An 18,374-nucleotide genomic window follows, 5' to 3' on the forward strand; every position below is an offset into this window, starting at 1 on the left:
TACCCGACCTACAATGTTCGAGGATTTATGTAGGCCGGGTAAGGCGTAGCCGCCACCCGGCTTTGTTCTACCAGGTCCAGGTTTTACTGGGCGTCACCACCGCCGGTAACGGCACATCCCATTTCTCTACGGGTAATGCCTCCACGCCCTGGCAATCATGCGCATAGCCCACCGGCTGCAATCCGTACTGCTGCCAGTTTTGTAGCGTTCTGTCGTAAAAACCACCGCCCATACCCAGGCGCTGTCCCTGCTCGTCAAACGCCACCAGCGGCGTAATCAGCACATCCAGTTCAGATAGCGGCAGCACATCGCGCACGTCGAGTTTGGGTTCGGTGATTTTCAGACGATTCACCACCAGTTCGCTGTGCGGATGGTAGTGCAGAAACAGCAGATTGCCCCGGCTAAAGGGATGCAGCACCGGCAGATAAACTTTTTTCCCGGCGCGCCAGAGCTGGTCGATAAGCGGTTGGGTATCCAGCTCACCATCAAACGAAAGAAACAAGGCGACGGTGTTTGCCATCACCACAGGCGGATAGGCCATCATACGGGCGGCGGCCTGCTGGGCAAACTGTGCCTGTTGTTCGGCGCTTAAGGCACGACGACGCTGGCGAATGAGCTGACGGATATCCTGGCGTGAAGCAGAAACTTCAGGGAATTGAGTCATGGTAGTTGGTAGAAGAAGAGAGAGGGAATCTCCGAGATGCCGCCGCAGGCTGTAACCCTTGAACCCTTGGTTCAAGGTGAATGTGTCGTCATAGTTTTAAGGCTTCTCGGACGGACCGAGCATGCTCACCAACCATGGAGCGCCACATTCTTGTGGTATGAAATATCGGCTCAGGGGACTGGCCCGCTTGCAAACATCTCAGAGAAATTTTGTCTTCACAGTTACTCTACCATAGTCAACTGAGAAGTGTTATTCAAACTTTGGTCCCGGTCTTTCAGGACTGCGACCTTGATCAAGCAATGCCTGCTCTATGGTCTGCTGGAGCATTTTAATGCGCTGCTCCATGCTTGCCGCGTAATCGCGGGTCTTCGCTTTTTCCTGAGTCAGTTCATAGCTGATGTTCAACGCGGCGATGAAAACCAGCTGCTCAGTATTTGTGACTCTAGTGCGTTCTTTTAGATCTTGCAACCGCTGATTCAAATCGTCCGCAGCCTGATTCAAAGCATCCCTTTGTTCAGGCGGACAATTCACTCGCAGTGAACGGCCAAAAATCTGGAGATCGACGGGTTGTGCAGACATGCCACCTTCCTGCTGATTGACTGCGCTGCCTTCGCTTACTGCCCCGGGGGCTGCGAAGGGGCGACACTATAGCTACCCTGATGTGAAGATACAAGCCCTTTTCTGGTATCACCAGGGTCCAAAGTGGTAGCATATCATGAATATCCTCCCTTTGATGACGAATGCGTATGTCTATACAGAACGAAATGCCTGGTTACAAGGATTTAAACCAGTTACTGAACCAGCAGGGAGTCGGTCTAACCCCTGCCGAAATGCACGGTCTGATCAGCGGCATACTGTGCGGCGGAAACAGCGACAGCTCATGGCAGCCGCTGATCCACGACCTCACCAACGAAGGGCTGGCGTTTGGCCACGAACTGGCGGAAGCGCTGCGTAAAATGCACGCCGCAACCAGCGATTCCCTGGAAGACGATGGCTTTCTTTTTCAGCTTTATCTGCCTGAAGGCGACGATGTCAGCGTCTTCGATCGCGCTGATGCGCTTGCGGGTTGGGTAAACCACTATCTGCTTGGCCTGGGCGTAACCCAGCCTAAACTGGATAAAGTGACCGGCGAAGCGGGTGAAGCGATCGACGATCTGCGTAACATCGCCCAGCTCGGCTACGATGAAGACGAAGACCAGGAAGAGCTGGAGATGTCTCTCGAAGAGATCATCGAGTACGTGCGCGTGGCGTCTCTGCTGTGCCACGACAACTTTACGCGCTCGCAGCCGACCGCGCCGGAAGTTCGCAAGCCAACATTACACTAAGAAAAATAACGCACAGGAGGGTGTCATGGTTATCTCCAGTCAAGAGTATTCTCGCCGTCGTCAGGCGCTGCTGGCAAAAATGCAGCCGGGAAGCGCTGCCCTGATTTTCGCCGCGCCGGAAGTGACGCGCAGCGCCGACAGCGAATACCCCTATCGCCAGAGCAGTGATTTCTGGTACTTCACCGGGTTTAACGAGCCGGAAGCGGTACTGGTGCTGATTAAAAGCAATGACACCCACAACCACAGCGTGATTTTCAACCGCGTGCGCGATCTGACTGCGGAAATCTGGTTTGGTCGCCGCTTAGGGCAGGAGGCGGCGCCGGAAAAACTGGGCGTGGACCGCGCGCTGGCCTACAGCGAAATCAACCAGCAGCTCTATCAATTGCTCAACGGCCTGGACGTGCTCTATCACGCGCAGGGTGAATACGCCTATGCGGATGAGATTGTTTTCACTGCGCTGGATAAGCTGCGTAAAGGCTCACGTCAGAATTTGTCTGCACCCGCAACCCTGACAGACTGGCGACCGGTGGTGCATGAGATGCGCCTGTTTAAGTCTGAAGAAGAGCTGAATGTGATGCGCCGCGCGGGCGAAATCAGCGCCCTGGCGCATACCCGTGCCATGGAAAAGTGCCGTCCCGGTATGTTCGAGTACCAGCTTGAAGGCGAAATTCACCATGAATTTAACCGTCACGGCGCGCGCTTCCCGTCCTATAACACCATCGTAGGCGGCGGGGAAAACGGCTGCATTCTGCACTACACCGAAAACGAAAGTGAACTGCGCGACGGCGATCTGGTGCTGATTGACGCCGGCTGTGAATATCAGGGTTACGCGGGCGACATCACCCGTACCTTCCCGGTGAACGGTAAATTCACCCCAGCGCAGCGTGAAATCTATGACATCGTGCTTGAGTCTCTGGAGACCGCGCTGACGCTGTTCCGCCCTGGCACCTCCATTCAGGAGGTTACGGGCGAGGTGGTGCGCATCATGATTACCGGGCTGGTGAAGCTTGGTATTCTGAAAGGCGATGTGGACACCCTTATAACCGAAAACGCCCATCGCCCGTACTTTATGCACGGCCTGAGCCACTGGCTGGGGCTGGATGTGCATGACGTGGGGGCATACGGTCCGGAACGTTCGCGCGTGCTGGAGCCTGGCATGGTGCTGACCGTTGAGCCGGGGCTGTACATCGCGCCGGATGCCGACGTGCCGGAACAGTACCGCGGGATCGGCATTCGTATTGAAGATGACATCGTCATCACCGAAACCGGTAACGAAAACCTGACCGCGACCGTGGTGAAAAAAGCCGACGACATCGAGGCGCTGATGGCGGCGGCACGCGGATGAGCGTAATCATTGTTGGCGGAGGCATGACCGGCGCTACTCTGGCGTTGGCTATTTCGCAGTTAACCCAGGGCCAGCTTCCGGTGCATCTGGTTGAGGCGGTCGCGCCGCAGGCGGCCGATCATCCCGGTTTCGACGCCCGCGCTATCGCGCTGGCGCAGGGAACCTGTCAGCAGCTTGCGCGTATTGGGATCTGGCAGGCGATAGCGGATTGCGCGACGGCGATCGGCACCGTTCACGTCAGCGATCGCGGGCACGCCGGGTTTGTGACGCTGGATGCCCACGATTACCGGATCGAGGCGCTGGGGCAGGTTGTCGAGCTGCATGACGTAGGGCTGCGGCTGTTCCGTCTTTTACAGGACGCGCCTGGCGTCACGCTGCACTGTCCGGCGCGCGTCGCCAGCTTTAGCCGCCGTGACGAAGCCGTCAGCGTGACGCTGGACAACGGCACCACGCTGGAGGGGGAACTGCTGGTGGCGGCGGATGGTTCACGCTCCGCGATCGCCACGCAGTGCGGCGTCGAATTGCGCTCTGAACCCTATGGGCAGGTGGCGGTCATCGCTAACGTCTCTACGGCTGGCGCGCATAACGGCAGGGCATTTGAGCGCTTCACGGAGCACGGCCCGCTGGCCATGCTGCCGATGTCGAACGGGCGCTGCTCGCTGGTGTGGTGCCATGCGCAGGACCGGGCCGATGAGGTTCTCTCCTGGTCCGACGAACGTTTTAGTTCCGAGCTGCAAAAAGCCTTCGGCTGGCGGCTTGGGCGTATCACCCAGGCCGGAAAACGCGTGGCCTATCCGCTCGCGCTGACGACCGCATCGCAGACTGTCTCCCATCGCGTCGCCCTGGTCGGCAACGCCGCGCAGACGCTGCACCCCATCGCCGGGCAAGGCTTTAACCTTGGCCTGCGCGACGTGATGAGCCTGGCTGAACTACTGGCGCAGACGTGGAGCGAACAACAGGATTGTGGCGCATACTCAGTGCTGAGCCATTACCAGAAACGACGTCAGGCGGACAAAGCGGCGACCATTGGCGTTACCGACGGTTTAGTCCACCTGTTTGCCAATCGCTGGGCACCGCTGGTTGCGGGTCGCAACCTTGGGCTGATGGCGATGGAACTGTTCATTCCGGCACGTGACGTGCTGGCGCAGCGGACCCTGGGTTGGGTCGCGCGTTAAGGAGTAATCACCGTGCAAAATGTTGATGTCGCCATTGTCGGCGGCGGAATGGTAGGACTGGCGCTGGCCTGTGGTTTACAGGGCAGCGGCCTGCGCGTGGCGGTGCTTGAGCAAAATGCGCCGCAGCCCATGGCGCAGGATGCACCGCCGGAGCTGCGCGTCTCGGCGATCAATGCCGCCAGCGAAAAGCTACTGACGCACCTTGGCGTCTGGTCTGAAATCGTGGCGCTGCGTGCCAGCTGTTACCATGGCATGGAAGTGTGGGATAAAGACAGCTTCGGCCATATCGCGTTTGACGATGAAAGCATGGGCTACAGCCACCTTGGGCACATCGTTGAAAACGCGGTGATCCACCACGCGCTGTGGCAAAAAGCGCAGCAGTGCAGCGACGTCACGCTGATCGCACCGGCGAAACTTCAGCAGGTGGCGTGGGGCGAAAACGACGCGTTTATCACTCTTGAAAGCGGCGACATGCTGACCGCGCGGCTGGTAGTGGGTGCCGACGGCGCCAATTCCTGGCTGCGTAACAAAGCGGATATTCCGCTGACCTTCTGGGATTACCGTCATCACGCCCTGGTTGCCACAATCCGCACCGAAGAGCCGCATGGCGGCGTGGCGCGCCAGATTTTCCACAATGATGGCATTCTGGCCTTCCTGCCGCTTGCCGATCCGCATCTCTGCTCCATCGTCTGGTCTTTAGAGCCGGAGAAAGCGCAGCAGATGCAGGAGGCGACGCCGGACGCCTTTAATCAGGCGCTATGCGTGGCGTTTGATAACCGTCTGGGCCTGTGCACGCTTGAAAGCGAACGCCAGGCGTTTCCGTTAACCGGTCGCTACGCGCGTCAGTTTGCGGCGCACCGTCTGGCGTTGGTGGGGGATGCGGCGCATACGATTCATCCGCTGGCCGGGCAGGGGGTGAACCTCGGCTTTATGGACGCGGCCGAGCTGGTTGAAGAGCTGCGTCGTCTGCATCGGGAAGGTAAAGATATTGGTCAGCATCTGTATCTGCGTCGCTACGAGCGCAGCCGCAAACACAGTGCGGCGATGATGCTGGCGGGTATGCAGGGCTTCCGCGAGCTATTTGCCGGAGCGAACCCGGCGAAAAAACTGCTACGCGATATCGGCCTCAAACTGGCCGACACCCTTCCCGGCGTCAAACCGCAGCTTCTTCGTCAGGCAATGGGCCTTAACGATCTTCCCGACTGGTTACGTTAATCTCGATCCCCGTCACACTTTATTTTCCCGGCCTTCGCGCCGGGGAAATCTCCTCGTTTGAAATAATCTAATTTCACGTCATTTTTCGCATTAGAAAATCTAATCTTACTATTTTTATGTAACGGAAATTCGGCCCGTTTTTCCGCACGAAATATCACCATCTGCTAAATCCTGTTAGCTCGATGTTAATTTTATGCGGGTTTAATCGCATTTTACCAGTGAATAACTCTGTAGGCTTTTCAGCGATTTTTGGTCATAAGCTAATGTGATGACCCGTTTTACCTTATGGTTAACCGCCGGTTTCGGTGGTAAGTTCAGGTAAAAGAGAACGTTTGCGTCGGCCCTCGATCGCGAGGTCGACACCGGGTTTCACGGTGAATTTTTCAACGAGGAAAAGATGGCTCAACAGACTCCTTTGTACGAACAGCACGTGTTATGCGGCGCCCGCATGGTGGACTTCCACGGCTGGATGATGCCGCTGCACTACGGCTCGCAGATTGATGAGCACCACGCGGTGCGCACCGATGCCGGTATGTTCGACGTGTCTCATATGACGATTGTCGACCTGCGCGGTAGCCGCACCCGGGAGTTTTTGCGTTATCTGTTGGCAAACGACGTCGCCAAACTAAAAACGCCGGGCAAAGCGCTCTATACCGGCATGCTTAATGCCTCTGGCGGCGTGATTGACGACCTCATCGTCTACTACTTCACCGAAGATTTCTTCCGCCTCGTTGTAAACTCCGCCACCCGCGAAAAAGACCTCTCCTGGATTTCCCAACACGCTGAACCCTACGCCATCGACATCACCGTTCGTGACGATCTGTCGCTGATTGCGGTGCAGGGGCCAAACGCCCAGGCGAAAGCCGCGTCTCTGTTCAGCGACGAGCAGCGCAAAGCAACCGAAGGCATGAAGCCGTTCTTCGGCGTGCAGGCGGGGGATCTGTTTATCGCCACCACCGGCTACACCGGTGAAGCGGGCTACGAAATTGCAATGCCAAACGAAAAGGCCGCCGATTTCTGGCGTGCGCTGGTGGAGGCGGGTGTGAAGCCTGCGGGCCTGGGCGCGCGCGATACGCTGCGTCTGGAAGCGGGGATGAACCTCTACGGTCAGGAGATGGACGAAGGCGTCTCACCGCTGGCGGCCAACATGGGCTGGACCATCGCGTGGGAACCGGCTGACCGTGATTTTATTGGCCGTGAAGCGCTGGAGATGCAGCGCGAGAAGGGCACTGAACAGCTGGTTGGCCTGGTGATGAAAGAAAAAGGCGTTCTGCGCGGCGAGCTGCCGGTGCGCTTCACCGATGCCGATGGCAATCATCGCGAAGGCGTGATCACCAGCGGAACGTTCTCCCCGACGCTCGGCTACAGTATTGCACTGGCACGCGTGCCAGCGGGGATTGGCGAAACGGCGGTGGTGCAGATCCGCAACCGCGAAATGCCGGTCAACGTGACCAAACCGATTTTTGTTCGCGCCGGTAAGCCGGTCGCCTAACTATTTTTATCAGGAGAACTTCAATGAGCAATGTGCCAGCAGAACTGAAATACAGCAAAGAACACGAGTGGCTGCGCAAAGAGGCGGACGGCACTTACACCGTTGGGATCACCGAGCACGCGCAGGAACTGCTGGGCGACATGGTGTTTGTTGACCTGCCGGAAGTGGGCGCAACCGTGAGCGCAGGCGACGACTGTGCGGTGGCGGAATCCGTTAAAGCGGCCTCTGACATCTACGCTCCGGTGAGCGGTGAAATTGTTGCCGTGAACGACGCGCTGAGCGACTCCCCGGAGCTGGTGAACAGCGAGCCTTATGAAAGCGGCTGGATCTTTAAGATCAAAGCCAGCGACGAAGCGCAGGTTGCCGCGCTGCTGGATGCGACCGCGTACGAAGCACTACTGGAAGACGAATAACGTTGTGCCGGATGGCGCTGCGCTTATCCGGCCTACAGATCTACGTAGGCCCGGTAAGCGTTAGCGCCACCGGGCAACAGCGTTACAGATAATTACGATTCACTGCACGTTTCAGGAACCATCGCTCATGACACAGACTTTAAGCCAGCTTGAAAACCGTGGCGCCTTCATTGAACGTCACATTGGGCCGGATGCTCAGCAACAGCAGGAGATGCTGAAGACAGTTGGCGCGGATTCATTAAACGCACTGATCGGCCAGATCGTGCCAAAAGACATCCAGCTTGCCACACCGCCGCAGGTAGGCGAGTCCACGACGGAGTTCGCCGCGCTGGCGGAGCTGAAGGCCATCGCCGGCCTTAACAAGCGCTATAAGTCTTACATCGGCATGGGCTACACCAACGTGCAATTACCGCCGGTGATCCTGCGTAATATGCTGGAAAATCCGGGCTGGTACACCGCTTACACCCCGTATCAGCCAGAAGTCTCCCAGGGCCGTCTGGAAGCGCTGCTGAACTTCCAGCAGGTGACGCTGGATCTGACCGGTATGGATATCGCCTCTGCCTCGCTGCTGGATGAAGCCACTGCCGCCGCTGAAGCGATGGCGATGGCGAAGCGCGTGAGCAAGCTGAAAAACGCCAACCGCTTCTTCGTCGCGGCGGACGTGCATCCCCAGACGCTGGACGTGGTGCGCACCCGTGCGGAAACCTTCGGCTTTGAGGTGATTGTCGACGACACTGATAAAGTGCTGGATCACCAGGACGTCTTCGGCGTGCTGTTACAGCAGGTGGGCACCACCGGGGAAGTGCATGATTACAGCGCGCTGATCGCCGAGCTCAAATCCCGTAAGGTTATTGTTAGCGTCGCCGCTGATTTTATGGCGCTGGTGCTGCTGACGGCGCCGGGTAAACAGGGCGCGGATATTGTCTTCGGCTCAGCGCAACGCTTCGGCGTGCCGATGGGCTACGGCGGCCCGCACGCGGCGTTCTTTGGCGCGAAAGATGAATTTAAACGTTCCATGCCAGGCCGTATTATCGGCGTATCGAAAGATGCCGCCGGTAACACCGCGCTGCGCATGGCGATGCAGACCCGCGAGCAGCATATCCGCCGCGAGAAAGCGAACTCCAACATCTGTACCTCGCAGGTGCTGCTGGCTAACATTGCCAGCTTATACGCGGTGTTCCACGGTCCGGCAGGTCTGAAACGCATTGCCAGCCGCATCCACCGTCTGGCCGATATCCTGGCCTGCGGTCTGCAACAGAAAGGTCTCAGACTGCGTCATGAGCACTACTTCGACACCCTGTGCGTCGAGGTGGCAGACAAAGCGGCCGTGCTGGCGCGCGCCGAGGCAGCACAAATCAACCTGCGCAGCGACATTCACAATGCGGTCGGTATTACGCTGGACGAAAGCACCACCCGTGACGATATCCTGACCCTGTTCAACGTATTGCTGGGTGACGCACAGGGTCTGGACGTTGATACGCTCGACAAAGAGGTTGCGCTCGACAGCCGCTCCATTCAGGAAAGCATGCTGCGCGACGACGCGATCCTGACTCACCCGGTGTTCAACCGCTATCACAGCGAAACCGAGATGATGCGTTACATGCACTCTCTGGAACGTAAAGATCTGGCGCTGAACCAGGCGATGATCCCGCTGGGCTCCTGCACCATGAAGCTGAACGCCGCGGCTGAGATGATCCCAATCACCTGGCCTGAATTCTCCGAGCTGCACCCGTTCTGCCCGGCTGAGCAGGCGGAAGGTTATCACATGATGATCAACCAGCTCTCCGACTGGCTGGTGAAGCTGACCGGGTACGACGCGCTCTGCATGCAGCCGAACTCCGGTGCGCAGGGTGAATACGCCGGTCTGCTGGCGATCCGTCACTATCACGAAAGCCGCAACGAAGGCCACCGCGATATCTGTCTGATCCCAAGCTCTGCCCACGGCACCAACCCGGCCTCTGCCCAGATGGCAGGGATGGAAGTGGTGGTTGTGGCGTGCGACAAAAACGGCAACATCGATCTGGCCGACCTGCGCGCGAAAGCCGAGCAGGCAGGCGACAAACTCTCCTGCATCATGGTGACCTACCCGTCCACCCACGGCGTGTACGAAGAAACGATCCGTGAAGTATGTGAAGTGGTGCATCAGTTCGGCGGCCAGGTTTACCTCGACGGCGCGAACATGAACGCCCAGGTGGGCATTACCTCTCCGGGCTTTATTGGCGCGGACGTGTCGCACCTCAACCTGCATAAAACGTTCTGCATTCCGCACGGCGGCGGCGGCCCGGGCATGGGCCCAATCGGCGTCAAAGCGCACCTGGCACCGTTTGTGCCAGGCCATAGCGTGGTGCAGATTGAAGGCATGCTGACCCGTCAGGGCGCGGTCTCCGCGGCACCGTTCGGCAGCGCCTCTATCTTGCCAATCAGCTGGATGTACATCCGCATGATGGGCGCGGAAGGGCTCAAGCAGGCCAGCCAGGTGGCGATCCTCAACGCCAACTACATCGCAACACGTCTGAAAGACGCCTATCCGGTGCTCTACACCGGCCGCGATGGTCGCGTGGCGCACGAATGCATCCTCGATATTCGTCCTCTGAAAGAAGAGACGGGCATCAGCGAGCTGGATATTGCCAAGCGCCTGATCGACTACGGCTTCCACGCGCCAACCATGTCCTTCCCGGTTGCAGGAACGCTGATGGTTGAGCCGACCGAGTCTGAAAGCAAGGTGGAGCTGGATCGCTTTATCGACGCGATGCTGGCGATCCGCAGCGAAATCGACCGCGTGAAAGGCGGGGAATGGACGCTGGAAGATAACCCCCTGGTTAACGCGCCGCATACCCAGAACGAACTGGTGGCAGAGTGGAACCACGGTTATACCCGCGAGCTGGCTGTCTTCCCGGCAGGTGTAGCAAACAAATACTGGCCAACCGTGAAACGTCTTGATGATGTTTACGGCGACCGTAACCTGTTCTGCTCCTGCGTGCCGATGAGCGAATACCAGTAACGTTGTTCCTGTAGTAACGTAGGCCGGGTAAGGCGAAGCCGCCACCCGGCTTTTTTATTTGGAGAACAGAATGGCAATTGCATTGGTCACCGGCGCCAGCCGGGGTATTGGTAAAGCCACCGCGCTACAGCTGGCAAGCGAAGGCTACACCGTTGCGGTGAATTTTCATCACAACATCAAAGCCGCGACAGAGGTCATTAATCAGATCGTGGACGCGGGCGGTAAGGCCTTTGCCGTGCGCGCGGATATCAGCGATGAATCGCAGGTGATGGCGATGTTCGACAGCATCGATCGCGAAGGTGAGCCGCTCGCCGCGCTGGTGAACAACGCCGGGATTTTGTTTGAACAATCCTCCATCGAAAACCTCTCAGCTGAACGTATTAACCGCGTGCTGTCCACCAACGTCACTGGCTATTTTCTCTGCTGCCGTGAGGCGGTGAAACGCATGTCGCATAAACACGGCGGCAAGGGCGGCGCGATTGTGAATGTCTCCTCGGCGGCCTCACGACTGGGCGCACCGGGGGAGTATGTGGATTATGCTGCCTCCAAAGGGGCGGTGGATTCCCTCACCACCGGCCTCGCGCTGGAGGTGGCGGCGCAGGGCATTCGCGTTAACTGCGTGCGGCCAGGCCTGATTTATACCGATATTCACGCCTCCGGCGGCGAGCCGGGGCGTGTGGATCGGGTGAAGTCGATGTTACCGATGCAGCGTGGCGGTCAGCCGGAGGAGGTCGCCCAGGCCATTACCTGGCTGCTGAGCGACAAAGCCTCCTATGTCACCGGTAGCTTCCTGGAGCTGGCTGGCGGGAAGTAACGTTACGACGCCAGCCACAGCCGCAGGCGCATTCCCCAGCCGCTGGTCCAGCCGGTGGTGATCGACTTCACTTCACCGTGAGAGATCACCACAAGCGTTGGCGTCACCTGAACGTCCCACTGACGCGCCAGTTCTCCGCTGGCGTCGTTGACCGTGGGCATCATCGCCTTCTTCTTTCTCATCCATGTTTCGAGCGTCGCGTTATCGCCCGAGCGCAGCGCAACCGACATCACGTTACCCCCGTCCGCGGCAATCGCCGCCACCGACGGCGTGGTGTAGCGGCAAACGCCGCACCATGTCGCCCAGACGTAGACCAGCAGCGGTCGCTCCTTACTCATGGCGATAAGATCGACGGGCTGACCATCGAGGGTGTGCAGTGCCGTCGCGGAGAAATTCTGCGGCAGCGCGGGCTGGTGGAAATAGTCCACCACCAGGCTCACGGCTACGCCAATCAGCAGCCACACGGCCAGCTCGCGCAGCAGGCGCGGAAGCTTACTTGCCACGGGCGTTTGCCAGCTGTTCTTTGACCAGCCCCTCCAGATCGTCATACGGGATTGCGCCCGCCACCATCTGGTCACCGATGATGGTCGCCGGGGTGCCCTGAATATTCAGCACCTGCGCCAGGATCAGGTTCATCTTTACGCTGTCCATGGTTTTATCATCGGTTTTAATGCTGTCCGTCCCGGTCTTCACCTGCGCGGCGGCGATGCTGGCGTCATCGTGATAGCCCTTTTTCATCATCAGCCGCTGGTGTAGTGCCCAGAATTGATCCGGCGCCTGCTGCCACGTTGAGAGCGCCGCTTTCGCGGCATTTACCGAGCTTTGTCCCTTGAACGGCAGCAGTTTGATGATGAGCTGCACGTCGGGATTTTCCTGCACGATTTTCTCCAGCATTGGGTCGAACTGCTTGCAATACGGGCAGTTGTAGTCCGTGAAGGAGACGATGGTGAGCTTCGGCGATGTCGCGCCGGTTCGCGGGCTGTTGGGGTCGTTAAACAGCAGTTTTGCCAGCTGGTCGTTGGAAGCGTCATCTGACGGTGCGGCGAAACCGAACGTTGATAACGACAGCAGTAGTAAGGCAACAAAGGCTCTCATGTTATTTTCCTTTTGCATCGGACAGGGTGCTCAGCACCGCTTCGCGGCTTAACAACGCAGGCAGCACGTGGCCCTGCGGTAATCCCGGTCCGTAGATCTGGTTAAACGGCACGGCGGCGCTGCCGCGCGTGGTTAAAAACTGGCTGATGGTATCTGAGGGGCGGCTCCAGTCGCCGCGCAGGGCGACAACGTCCGGGGCGGAGAGCGCGACCTGCACGTCGTCGCGCAGCAGAACGTTGTATTTATTGGCTTTACAGGTCACGCACCAGTCGGCGGTCACGTCGACGAACACCCGTTTGTTCTCCGCCAGCGCGCGGACAATGGCCTGCTCGCTGAGCGGCTGCCAGTGAATACGATCGCGGCGGGAGCCCTCGCCGCCGGAGCCGGAAACAAACGCGACTACCCCGGCCACCAGTAAAGCTAATACCCCGGCGCGCAGTGCCGTTTGCCAGCGGTAGCGCCAGGCGGTGACCAGCAGCAGCGCAAGGATCAGTAGCACGCCCAGCGTAATGACCGGCAGGCTGCCAATGTGCACCGTCAGCAGGCTCAGCAGCCACAGCGATGAGCCGAGCATCATCATCCCCAGCACTACGCGTACAACGTTCATCCAGCGCCCCGGACGCGGCAACCGCTGGGCCAGCCCCGGCCAGGCCGCCACCAGCAGCCACGGCAGGCTCATGCCGATACCCATCGCCAGGAAGATCCCCCACAGCAGGGGAAGCGGTGCCGCCAGCGCGACCGAGACCGCCGTCCCCAGGAACGGCGCGGTGCAGGGTGTCGCCAGCAGCGTGGCAAACGCGCCTTGCCAGAAATGACCCGCAAGCCCGTTGCCGCCGCGCGTGGCGAGGAAGGTGCTGGCGCCGGAAGGGAGACGGATTTCAAACAACCCCAGCAGGCTGGCGCTGAAGAGCACCATTACCAGCGCCATCGCGGCAATAAACCACGGGTTCTGGAACTGGATCCCCCAGCCGAGCGCCTGATTGCCTAAACGTAATACCGTCATCATCAGCGCCAGTGCGAGGAACGAGATCACGATCCCGGCTACCGATGCAAGAAACTGTCGGCGTACCTGACCGCGCGCCTGCCGTTCGGTTTGCATCAGCGTGCCCAGCTTCATGGCCAGCACCGGCAGCACGCAGGGCATAACGTTGAGGATCAGGCCACCCGCCATCGCCATCAGCAGCACCCAGCCTAACGGGAGCGTCGGCGCGGCGTTCCCCGGCTGAATGCTCAGGCTGGACTCCTGCGCCTGCCCGCTATCGGCCAGAACCAGTGACAGGGTTTTGCCGCTGAGGTTGGGCGCGGCCTCGCCCCAGCTGTCCGTCACGGGCACGGTGGCGACCAGCGAATCACCGCGCATGGTGAGGGCCGGTTTGCCGAAATCAACATCATCCATACCGTCGATAAACAGCGACGGCTCCTGCCAGCCTGCGTCACGCTGCGCCGTTACGGTCAGCTTGCCGGGGGCATAGGTGGCGTTAAGCGTTGAGGTCAACCCGCCGCTGAGCGGAAGGGTGCCCATGGCCCGACTGAAATCGTAATCAAAACCGGCACCTGCGGATGCGGTCATGTTCAGTGAAAACGGGTAGTCGGTAAGAATACAGACGTTGCTACAGGTGGAGAGCGTCAGCACGCCGCTCAGGATCGTCGGGACGTCGCCCCGCAGAGTGAGGGGAAAGCTGACATCGCCGTGATAGCCCTGCGTGGTGATGCCCGCGACGTCGAAACGCTGCGGCACAGGCCAGCGCCAGATCGCCTCGACGGGCTGATGCCATTTAATCGCGGGTGCGACGCCGCCTTCGCCCGGCGAGCGCCAGTAGGTTTTCCAGCCTTTTTGCAGGGTGACGTCCAGCAGCAGGCGGGTTTCGCCAGTGCTTTCAGGTTGCGCACGCAGCCTGACGCTGGCGTGCTGATTATCGGCGGCGCGCAGCCAGCCGCTGTCGGCAGCCTGGCTGAGGGGCAGCCATAGCCAAAGCAGGCAGACCAGCAGTCGCCTGAATACAGTAAACATAAATTTTCTCCGTAAATGATGAATTAACCTGAAGTAACAGGCGAAGGCTCATTCACGGAAGACGCATAATCGCAGATGCACCCTTAACCGGGGCGGGGAGATAACGCGGGGAGGCCACTGCCGTTCGCGGCGCGGTGGACTGGCTGCCAGCAACGCAAGCAGCAGGGTGACGGCAATCAGGGCGCCTTCAAACAAAACAGGCGGGACCGACATCAGCGACTTGGCGCTTAGCTCACACGGGGTTACCGGTGCGTCGGCACTCTCCTGCCCCTGCTGAACAGACTGGCTCGTGGCGGTGACGTTCATGACAAGCGCGTGCATCCCGGCCATCCGCTGGGCGGTACATATCAGTACCACCAGGCAGGCCAGGGCTACAAGCAGGATAGCGTTGCGTTGTCGCTTAATCATGTTCGCCTCAAATATTCAGGATGCCTATATTATCGGGCGAACATATTTTGGCAACGCAAAAGCTGTAAAGAAGTGTCTGGAAGATAAGCAGTTTGCCCTCTCCGCTTGCAGAGAGGGCAAGCCATTACAGCGTTTCGCCGTTGCTGGCAATGACGGTTTTATACCACTCAAAGCTCTTCTTACGGGAGCGGGACATGTCACCGGTGCCGTCGTCGTGCTTGTTGACGTAGATAAAGCCGTAGCGCTTGCTGTACTGGCCGGTGGTGAAGGAGACGCAGTCGATGCAGCCCCACGGGGTGTAGCCCATCAGATCCACACCGTCCCAGGTCACCGCCTTCATCATCTCTTCCACATGGGCGCGCAGGTAGTCGATGCGGTAGTCATCGTTGATGCTGCCGTCCTCTTCCACCTTGTCGTAGGCGCCGAAACCATTTTCCACGATAAACAGCGGCTTCTGGTAGCGTTCGTACAGTTCACACAGTGAATAACGCAGGCCCACAGGGTCAATCTGCCAGCCCCAGTCGGACGCCTTGACGTGTGGGTTCGGCACGCTGCCCTCGAAGCCGGAAATGGCGTCACCGGTGCCGCCTTCCGCTTTGACCGCGTTGGTCATGTAGTAGCTGAAACCTAAGTAATCGCAGGTGCCTTCACGCAGGATCTGCTCGTCGCCTGCTTCCATTTTGATGGAGAAGCCACGGCGTTCCCACTCGTTCAGCACGTAAGACGGGTAGTAGCCGCGCAGCTGTACGTCGGTAAAGACGTAGCGCTCGCGCATGGATTCCTGAGCAAACATCACATCTTCTGGCTTGCAGGAGTACGGATAGAGCGCCACCATCGCCAGCATGCAGCCGACTTTCATCTCCGGGTTAATGCGGCGGGCGGCTTTCACCGCCAACGCGCTGGCCACGAACTGGTGGTGCAGCACCTGGTACATGGTCTCTTCCGGGTTGTCGTGCTCGGTATAGACCACGCCAGAGCAGCAGTAGCCGAACAGCGGCGCACGCCAGTTGCGCTGGTTGTTGATTTCGTTGAAGGTCATCCAGTATTTGACCTTATTTTTGTAGCGCTCAAATACCACTTCCGAGAAGCGTACAAAGAAATCGACTACTTTACGGTTGGTCCATCCGCCGTATTCCTGAACGAGGTGCAGCGGCATTTCAAAGTGGGAGAGGGTGATCACCGGCTCGATGTTGTACTTCAGCAGTTCATCGAACATGTCGTCGTAAAACTTCAGCCCCTCTTCGTTTGGCTGAGTTTCGTCGCCTTTCGGGAAGATGCGCGTCCAGGCGATAGAGGTACGGAAACATTTGAAGCCCATCTCGGCAAACAGCTTGATGTCTTCTTTGTAATGGCCGTAAAAGTCGACGGCTTCGTGGTTCGGGTAATATTTGCCTTCAATCACTTCCTGCGTGATTTCACGCGGAACGCCGTGTGCGCCGCCGGTGAGCACGTCGCAAATGCTTGGACCTTTGCCGCCTTTGTTCCAGCCGCCTTCAACCTGGTGCGCCGCCACCGCGCCGCCCCATAAAAAATCTTTCGGTAAAGTGAGTTTTTTCATCTTTGCTATTCTCAATTCAGGACTTATTGATTTCGAGTCTAGCAAAGCGGAAATAAATGTCACGATATAACATTTTGCGGGAATTGTAATTTGTCACATCAAAAAAACAGGATGTTTTATTCTGTTAATTTCTTCGCCAGTTTCCGGCCTAATGATTCCAGAATATAGATAACGGGGATTTGGGTGGTTATATCGTAAACGCCGCCTATGCGCGTTTGGGGGACATGCCAGGAGAGATTAAAGTCCGCCAGTTTCGCGAGACGAGAATGTTCGTGGCTGGTGACAGAGAGCACCTTGCAGCGATGCAGGCTGAACTGGCTGGCGAAGCGCAGGATTTCCTCGGTTTCTCCGGAGACGGAAAGTACAATGGCCAGTGCATTTTTAGCCATATCGTTAGTGACCGGGAAATAAGGATCGTCGATATGGTTGCTGAATTTCCCGATATTTGAAAAGAAACGTGCGCCATATTTTGCCAGCGATCCGGACGTGCCTGCGCCAACAAAAATAATTCGTTCAGATGATAAAATAATATCGACGGCTTTATCTAATAACGCATCGAACTCTTCGTTATTTACGCTTTTAAAGAAGCTGATAATTTCACTGGCACCAAAATTCGCCTGCTGCGGCTCGTTCTGCTCCAGATAGAGTTTAAAGCGCACCCGAAATTCCGAGTAGCCTTCGCAGTTGAGCTTTCGGCAGAAGCGCAGGATAGTAGTGGTAGAGACTCCCGCCGCATCCGCCAGCTCGCGGATGGTCATGTACATCACTTTGTCACGGTTCTTAATGACATAGTTGTAGACCATCATTTCCAGATTGTTGAGGCTGGCAATGGCGGAATGGCTGAACATACTCACAATGGCTAAACTCGCTGTCGGACACTATCCCTGAAGCATACCATGATGACGAAGGGTGAGAGACGGATTTATCTCCTTGATTACTCAGGTGTTAATGAAATCATTTACACCTGTGCGGTGGATTTATTTTGCATTATACTGATTTGTAAGGATAAATATTGATTACGGATTTATTTTAGCTAACAGGTGTTCACTGGAATCATTCTCAGTTAGCATAGACTGGCGATGAATAATCATCTTTTGTTTTCCCGGAGTTAAGTATGGTGAGCAGACCATTAATCGCACAGGGATATTCGCTGGCTGAGGAAGTAGCCAACAGCATAAGCCATGGCATTGGCCTGGTGTTTGGGATTGTCGGCTTAGTATTGCTGCTGGTGCAGGCGGTAGATACCAACGCCAGCGCGATGGCCATTACCAGCTACAGCCTGTATGGTGGGAGTATGATCCTGCTTTTCCTGGCCTCAACGCTGTATCACGCTATTCCGCATCAACGGGCGAAGATATGGCTCAAGAAATTTGACCACTGCGCAATCTATCTTCTCATTGCAGGCACTTACACGCCATTTTTGCTGGTGGGGCTCAACTCACCGCTGTCGCGTGGCCTGATGATTGTAATCTGGAGCCTGGCGCTGCTGGGGATCCTGTTCAAGCTGACCATCGCGCACCGGTTCAAAGTGTTGTCGCTGGTCACCTATCTGACAATGGGCTGGCTGTCGCTGATTGTGGTTTATCAGTTAGCCATTAAGCTGGCGGTGGGGGGCGTGACGCTTCTGGCGGTGGGCGGAGTGATCTACTCGCTGGGCGTGATTTTCTACGTCTGCAAGCGTATCCCGTACAACCATGCCATCTGGCACGGCTTTGTGCTGGGCGGCAGCGTGTGCCACTTTCTGGCAATTTATCTGTATGTTGGTCAGGTGTAGTTTTTTTGTAAGGTGCGGTCTGATGCCCTCACCCCGACCCTCTCCCACAGGGCTGAGGGTTCCCCAGTAATTTTTTTATGCAGA

At 57.7% G+C, this 18,374-nt stretch carries 17 protein-coding genes and 1 other RNA gene; 9 read left to right on the top strand and 9 right to left on the bottom strand.

What is annotated here, in order from left to right; genetic code table 11:
* Positions 1 to 67 precede the first annotated feature (67 nt).
* From CKK19_RS01240 to zapA, 3 genes are all read right to left on the bottom strand, one after another.
* On the bottom strand, positions 68 to 664 hold the full coding sequence (locus CKK19_RS01240; RefSeq protein WP_022649320.1) for a 5-formyltetrahydrofolate cyclo-ligase: 597 nt from the start codon (positions 662 to 664) through the stop codon (positions 68 to 70).
* 24 nt (positions 665 to 688) lie between these two features.
* A non-coding RNA gene (gene ssrS / locus CKK19_RS01245) (6S RNA) lies at positions 689 to 872 on the bottom strand.
* Positions 873 to 913: 41 nt separating this feature from the next.
* The gene (gene zapA / locus CKK19_RS01250) at positions 914 to 1,243 is read right to left on the bottom strand and encodes a cell division protein ZapA (RefSeq protein WP_003860096.1); all 330 of its coding nucleotides are present in this window, start codon (positions 1,241 to 1,243) and stop codon (positions 914 to 916) included.
* A gap of 167 nt (positions 1,244 to 1,410) precedes the next feature.
* On the opposite strand from zapA, the gene CKK19_RS01255 reads away from it, so the two are divergent.
* The 8 genes from CKK19_RS01255 (at position 1,411) to CKK19_RS01290 (ending at position 11,444) form a co-directional block, all read left to right on the top strand.
* Positions 1,411 to 1,989 carry a YecA family protein gene (locus CKK19_RS01255; protein WP_003860099.1) on the top strand — a complete coding sequence of 193 codons (579 nt, stop codon included), beginning with the start codon at positions 1,411 to 1,413 and terminating at the stop codon, positions 1,987 to 1,989.
* 31 nt (positions 1,990 to 2,020) lie between these two features.
* Complete coding sequence (pepP, locus tag CKK19_RS01260; protein WP_088581805.1) at positions 2,021 to 3,334, top strand: Xaa-Pro aminopeptidase; 1,314 nt, start codon at positions 2,021 to 2,023, stop codon at positions 3,332 to 3,334.
* On the top strand, positions 3,331 to 4,509 hold the full coding sequence (ubiH, locus tag CKK19_RS01265) for a 2-octaprenyl-6-methoxyphenyl hydroxylase (RefSeq protein ID WP_023306892.1): 1,179 nt from the start codon (positions 3,331 to 3,333) through the stop codon (positions 4,507 to 4,509). The genes pepP and ubiH overlap by 4 nt, the downstream gene beginning before the upstream one ends.
* A 12-nt stretch (positions 4,510 to 4,521) precedes the next feature.
* Positions 4,522 to 5,724 carry an FAD-dependent 2-octaprenylphenol hydroxylase gene (ubiI, locus tag CKK19_RS01270; protein WP_023306891.1) on the top strand — a complete coding sequence of 401 codons (1,203 nt, stop codon included), beginning with the start codon at positions 4,522 to 4,524 and terminating at the stop codon, positions 5,722 to 5,724.
* A 397-nt stretch (positions 5,725 to 6,121) separates the two neighbouring features.
* A complete protein-coding gene (gcvT, locus tag CKK19_RS01275; protein WP_003860107.1) occupies positions 6,122 to 7,216 on the top strand; it encodes a glycine cleavage system aminomethyltransferase GcvT in 1,095 nt (364 codons plus the stop codon).
* 23 nt (positions 7,217 to 7,239) lie between these two features.
* The gene (gene gcvH / locus CKK19_RS01280) at positions 7,240 to 7,629 is read left to right on the top strand and encodes a glycine cleavage system protein GcvH (protein ID WP_058646291.1); all 390 of its coding nucleotides are present in this window, start codon (positions 7,240 to 7,242) and stop codon (positions 7,627 to 7,629) included.
* Positions 7,630 to 7,756: 127 nt separating this feature from the next.
* Positions 7,757 to 10,630: an aminomethyl-transferring glycine dehydrogenase gene (gene gcvP / locus CKK19_RS01285; protein WP_063853798.1), complete on the top strand. Its 2,874-nt coding sequence runs from the start codon at positions 7,757 to 7,759 to the stop codon at positions 10,628 to 10,630.
* A gap of 70 nt (positions 10,631 to 10,700) precedes the next feature.
* Positions 10,701 to 11,444: an SDR family oxidoreductase gene (locus CKK19_RS01290; RefSeq protein WP_023306889.1), complete on the top strand. Its 744-nt coding sequence runs from the start codon at positions 10,701 to 10,703 to the stop codon at positions 11,442 to 11,444.
* A gap of 2 nt (positions 11,445 to 11,446) precedes the next feature.
* Here CKK19_RS01290 and CKK19_RS01295 read toward each other — a convergent pair whose 3' ends face one another.
* From CKK19_RS01295 to CKK19_RS01320, 6 genes are all read right to left on the bottom strand, one after another.
* Entirely contained in the window at positions 11,447 to 11,947 is a 501-nt protein-coding gene (locus CKK19_RS01295) for a protein disulfide oxidoreductase (protein ID WP_063853799.1), read from the bottom strand.
* Complete coding sequence (locus CKK19_RS01300; protein WP_045623005.1) at positions 11,937 to 12,539, bottom strand: DsbA family protein; 603 nt, start codon at positions 12,537 to 12,539, stop codon at positions 11,937 to 11,939. The genes CKK19_RS01295 and CKK19_RS01300 overlap by 11 nt, the downstream gene beginning before the upstream one ends.
* A gap of 1 nt (position 12,540) precedes the next feature.
* Entirely contained in the window at positions 12,541 to 14,550 is a 2,010-nt protein-coding gene (locus CKK19_RS01305; RefSeq protein ID WP_063853800.1) for a protein-disulfide reductase DsbD family protein, read from the bottom strand.
* Between the two features lie 48 nt (positions 14,551 to 14,598).
* The gene (locus CKK19_RS01310; RefSeq protein ID WP_022649310.1) at positions 14,599 to 14,958 is read right to left on the bottom strand and encodes a hypothetical protein; all 360 of its coding nucleotides are present in this window, start codon (positions 14,956 to 14,958) and stop codon (positions 14,599 to 14,601) included.
* Between the two features lie 124 nt (positions 14,959 to 15,082).
* A complete protein-coding gene (gene bglA, locus CKK19_RS01315; protein ID WP_022649309.1) occupies positions 15,083 to 16,516 on the bottom strand; it encodes a 6-phospho-beta-glucosidase BglA in 1,434 nt (477 codons plus the stop codon).
* A gap of 116 nt (positions 16,517 to 16,632) precedes the next feature.
* Positions 16,633 to 17,364, bottom strand: coding sequence for a MurR/RpiR family transcriptional regulator (locus CKK19_RS01320; RefSeq protein ID WP_022649308.1), 732 nt, complete (start codon positions 17,362 to 17,364; stop codon positions 16,633 to 16,635).
* A 266-nt stretch (positions 17,365 to 17,630) separates the two neighbouring features.
* On the opposite strand from CKK19_RS01320, the gene trhA reads away from it, so the two are divergent.
* The gene (trhA, locus tag CKK19_RS01325; RefSeq protein ID WP_022649307.1) at positions 17,631 to 18,290 is read left to right on the top strand and encodes a PAQR family membrane homeostasis protein TrhA; all 660 of its coding nucleotides are present in this window, start codon (positions 17,631 to 17,633) and stop codon (positions 18,288 to 18,290) included.
* Positions 18,291 to 18,374: the final 84 nt, after the last annotated feature.

Source organism: Enterobacter sp. CCUG 70166 (assembly GCF_020224095.1).
GTDB lineage: Bacteria > Pseudomonadota > Gammaproteobacteria > Enterobacterales > Enterobacteriaceae > Enterobacter > Enterobacter intestinihominis.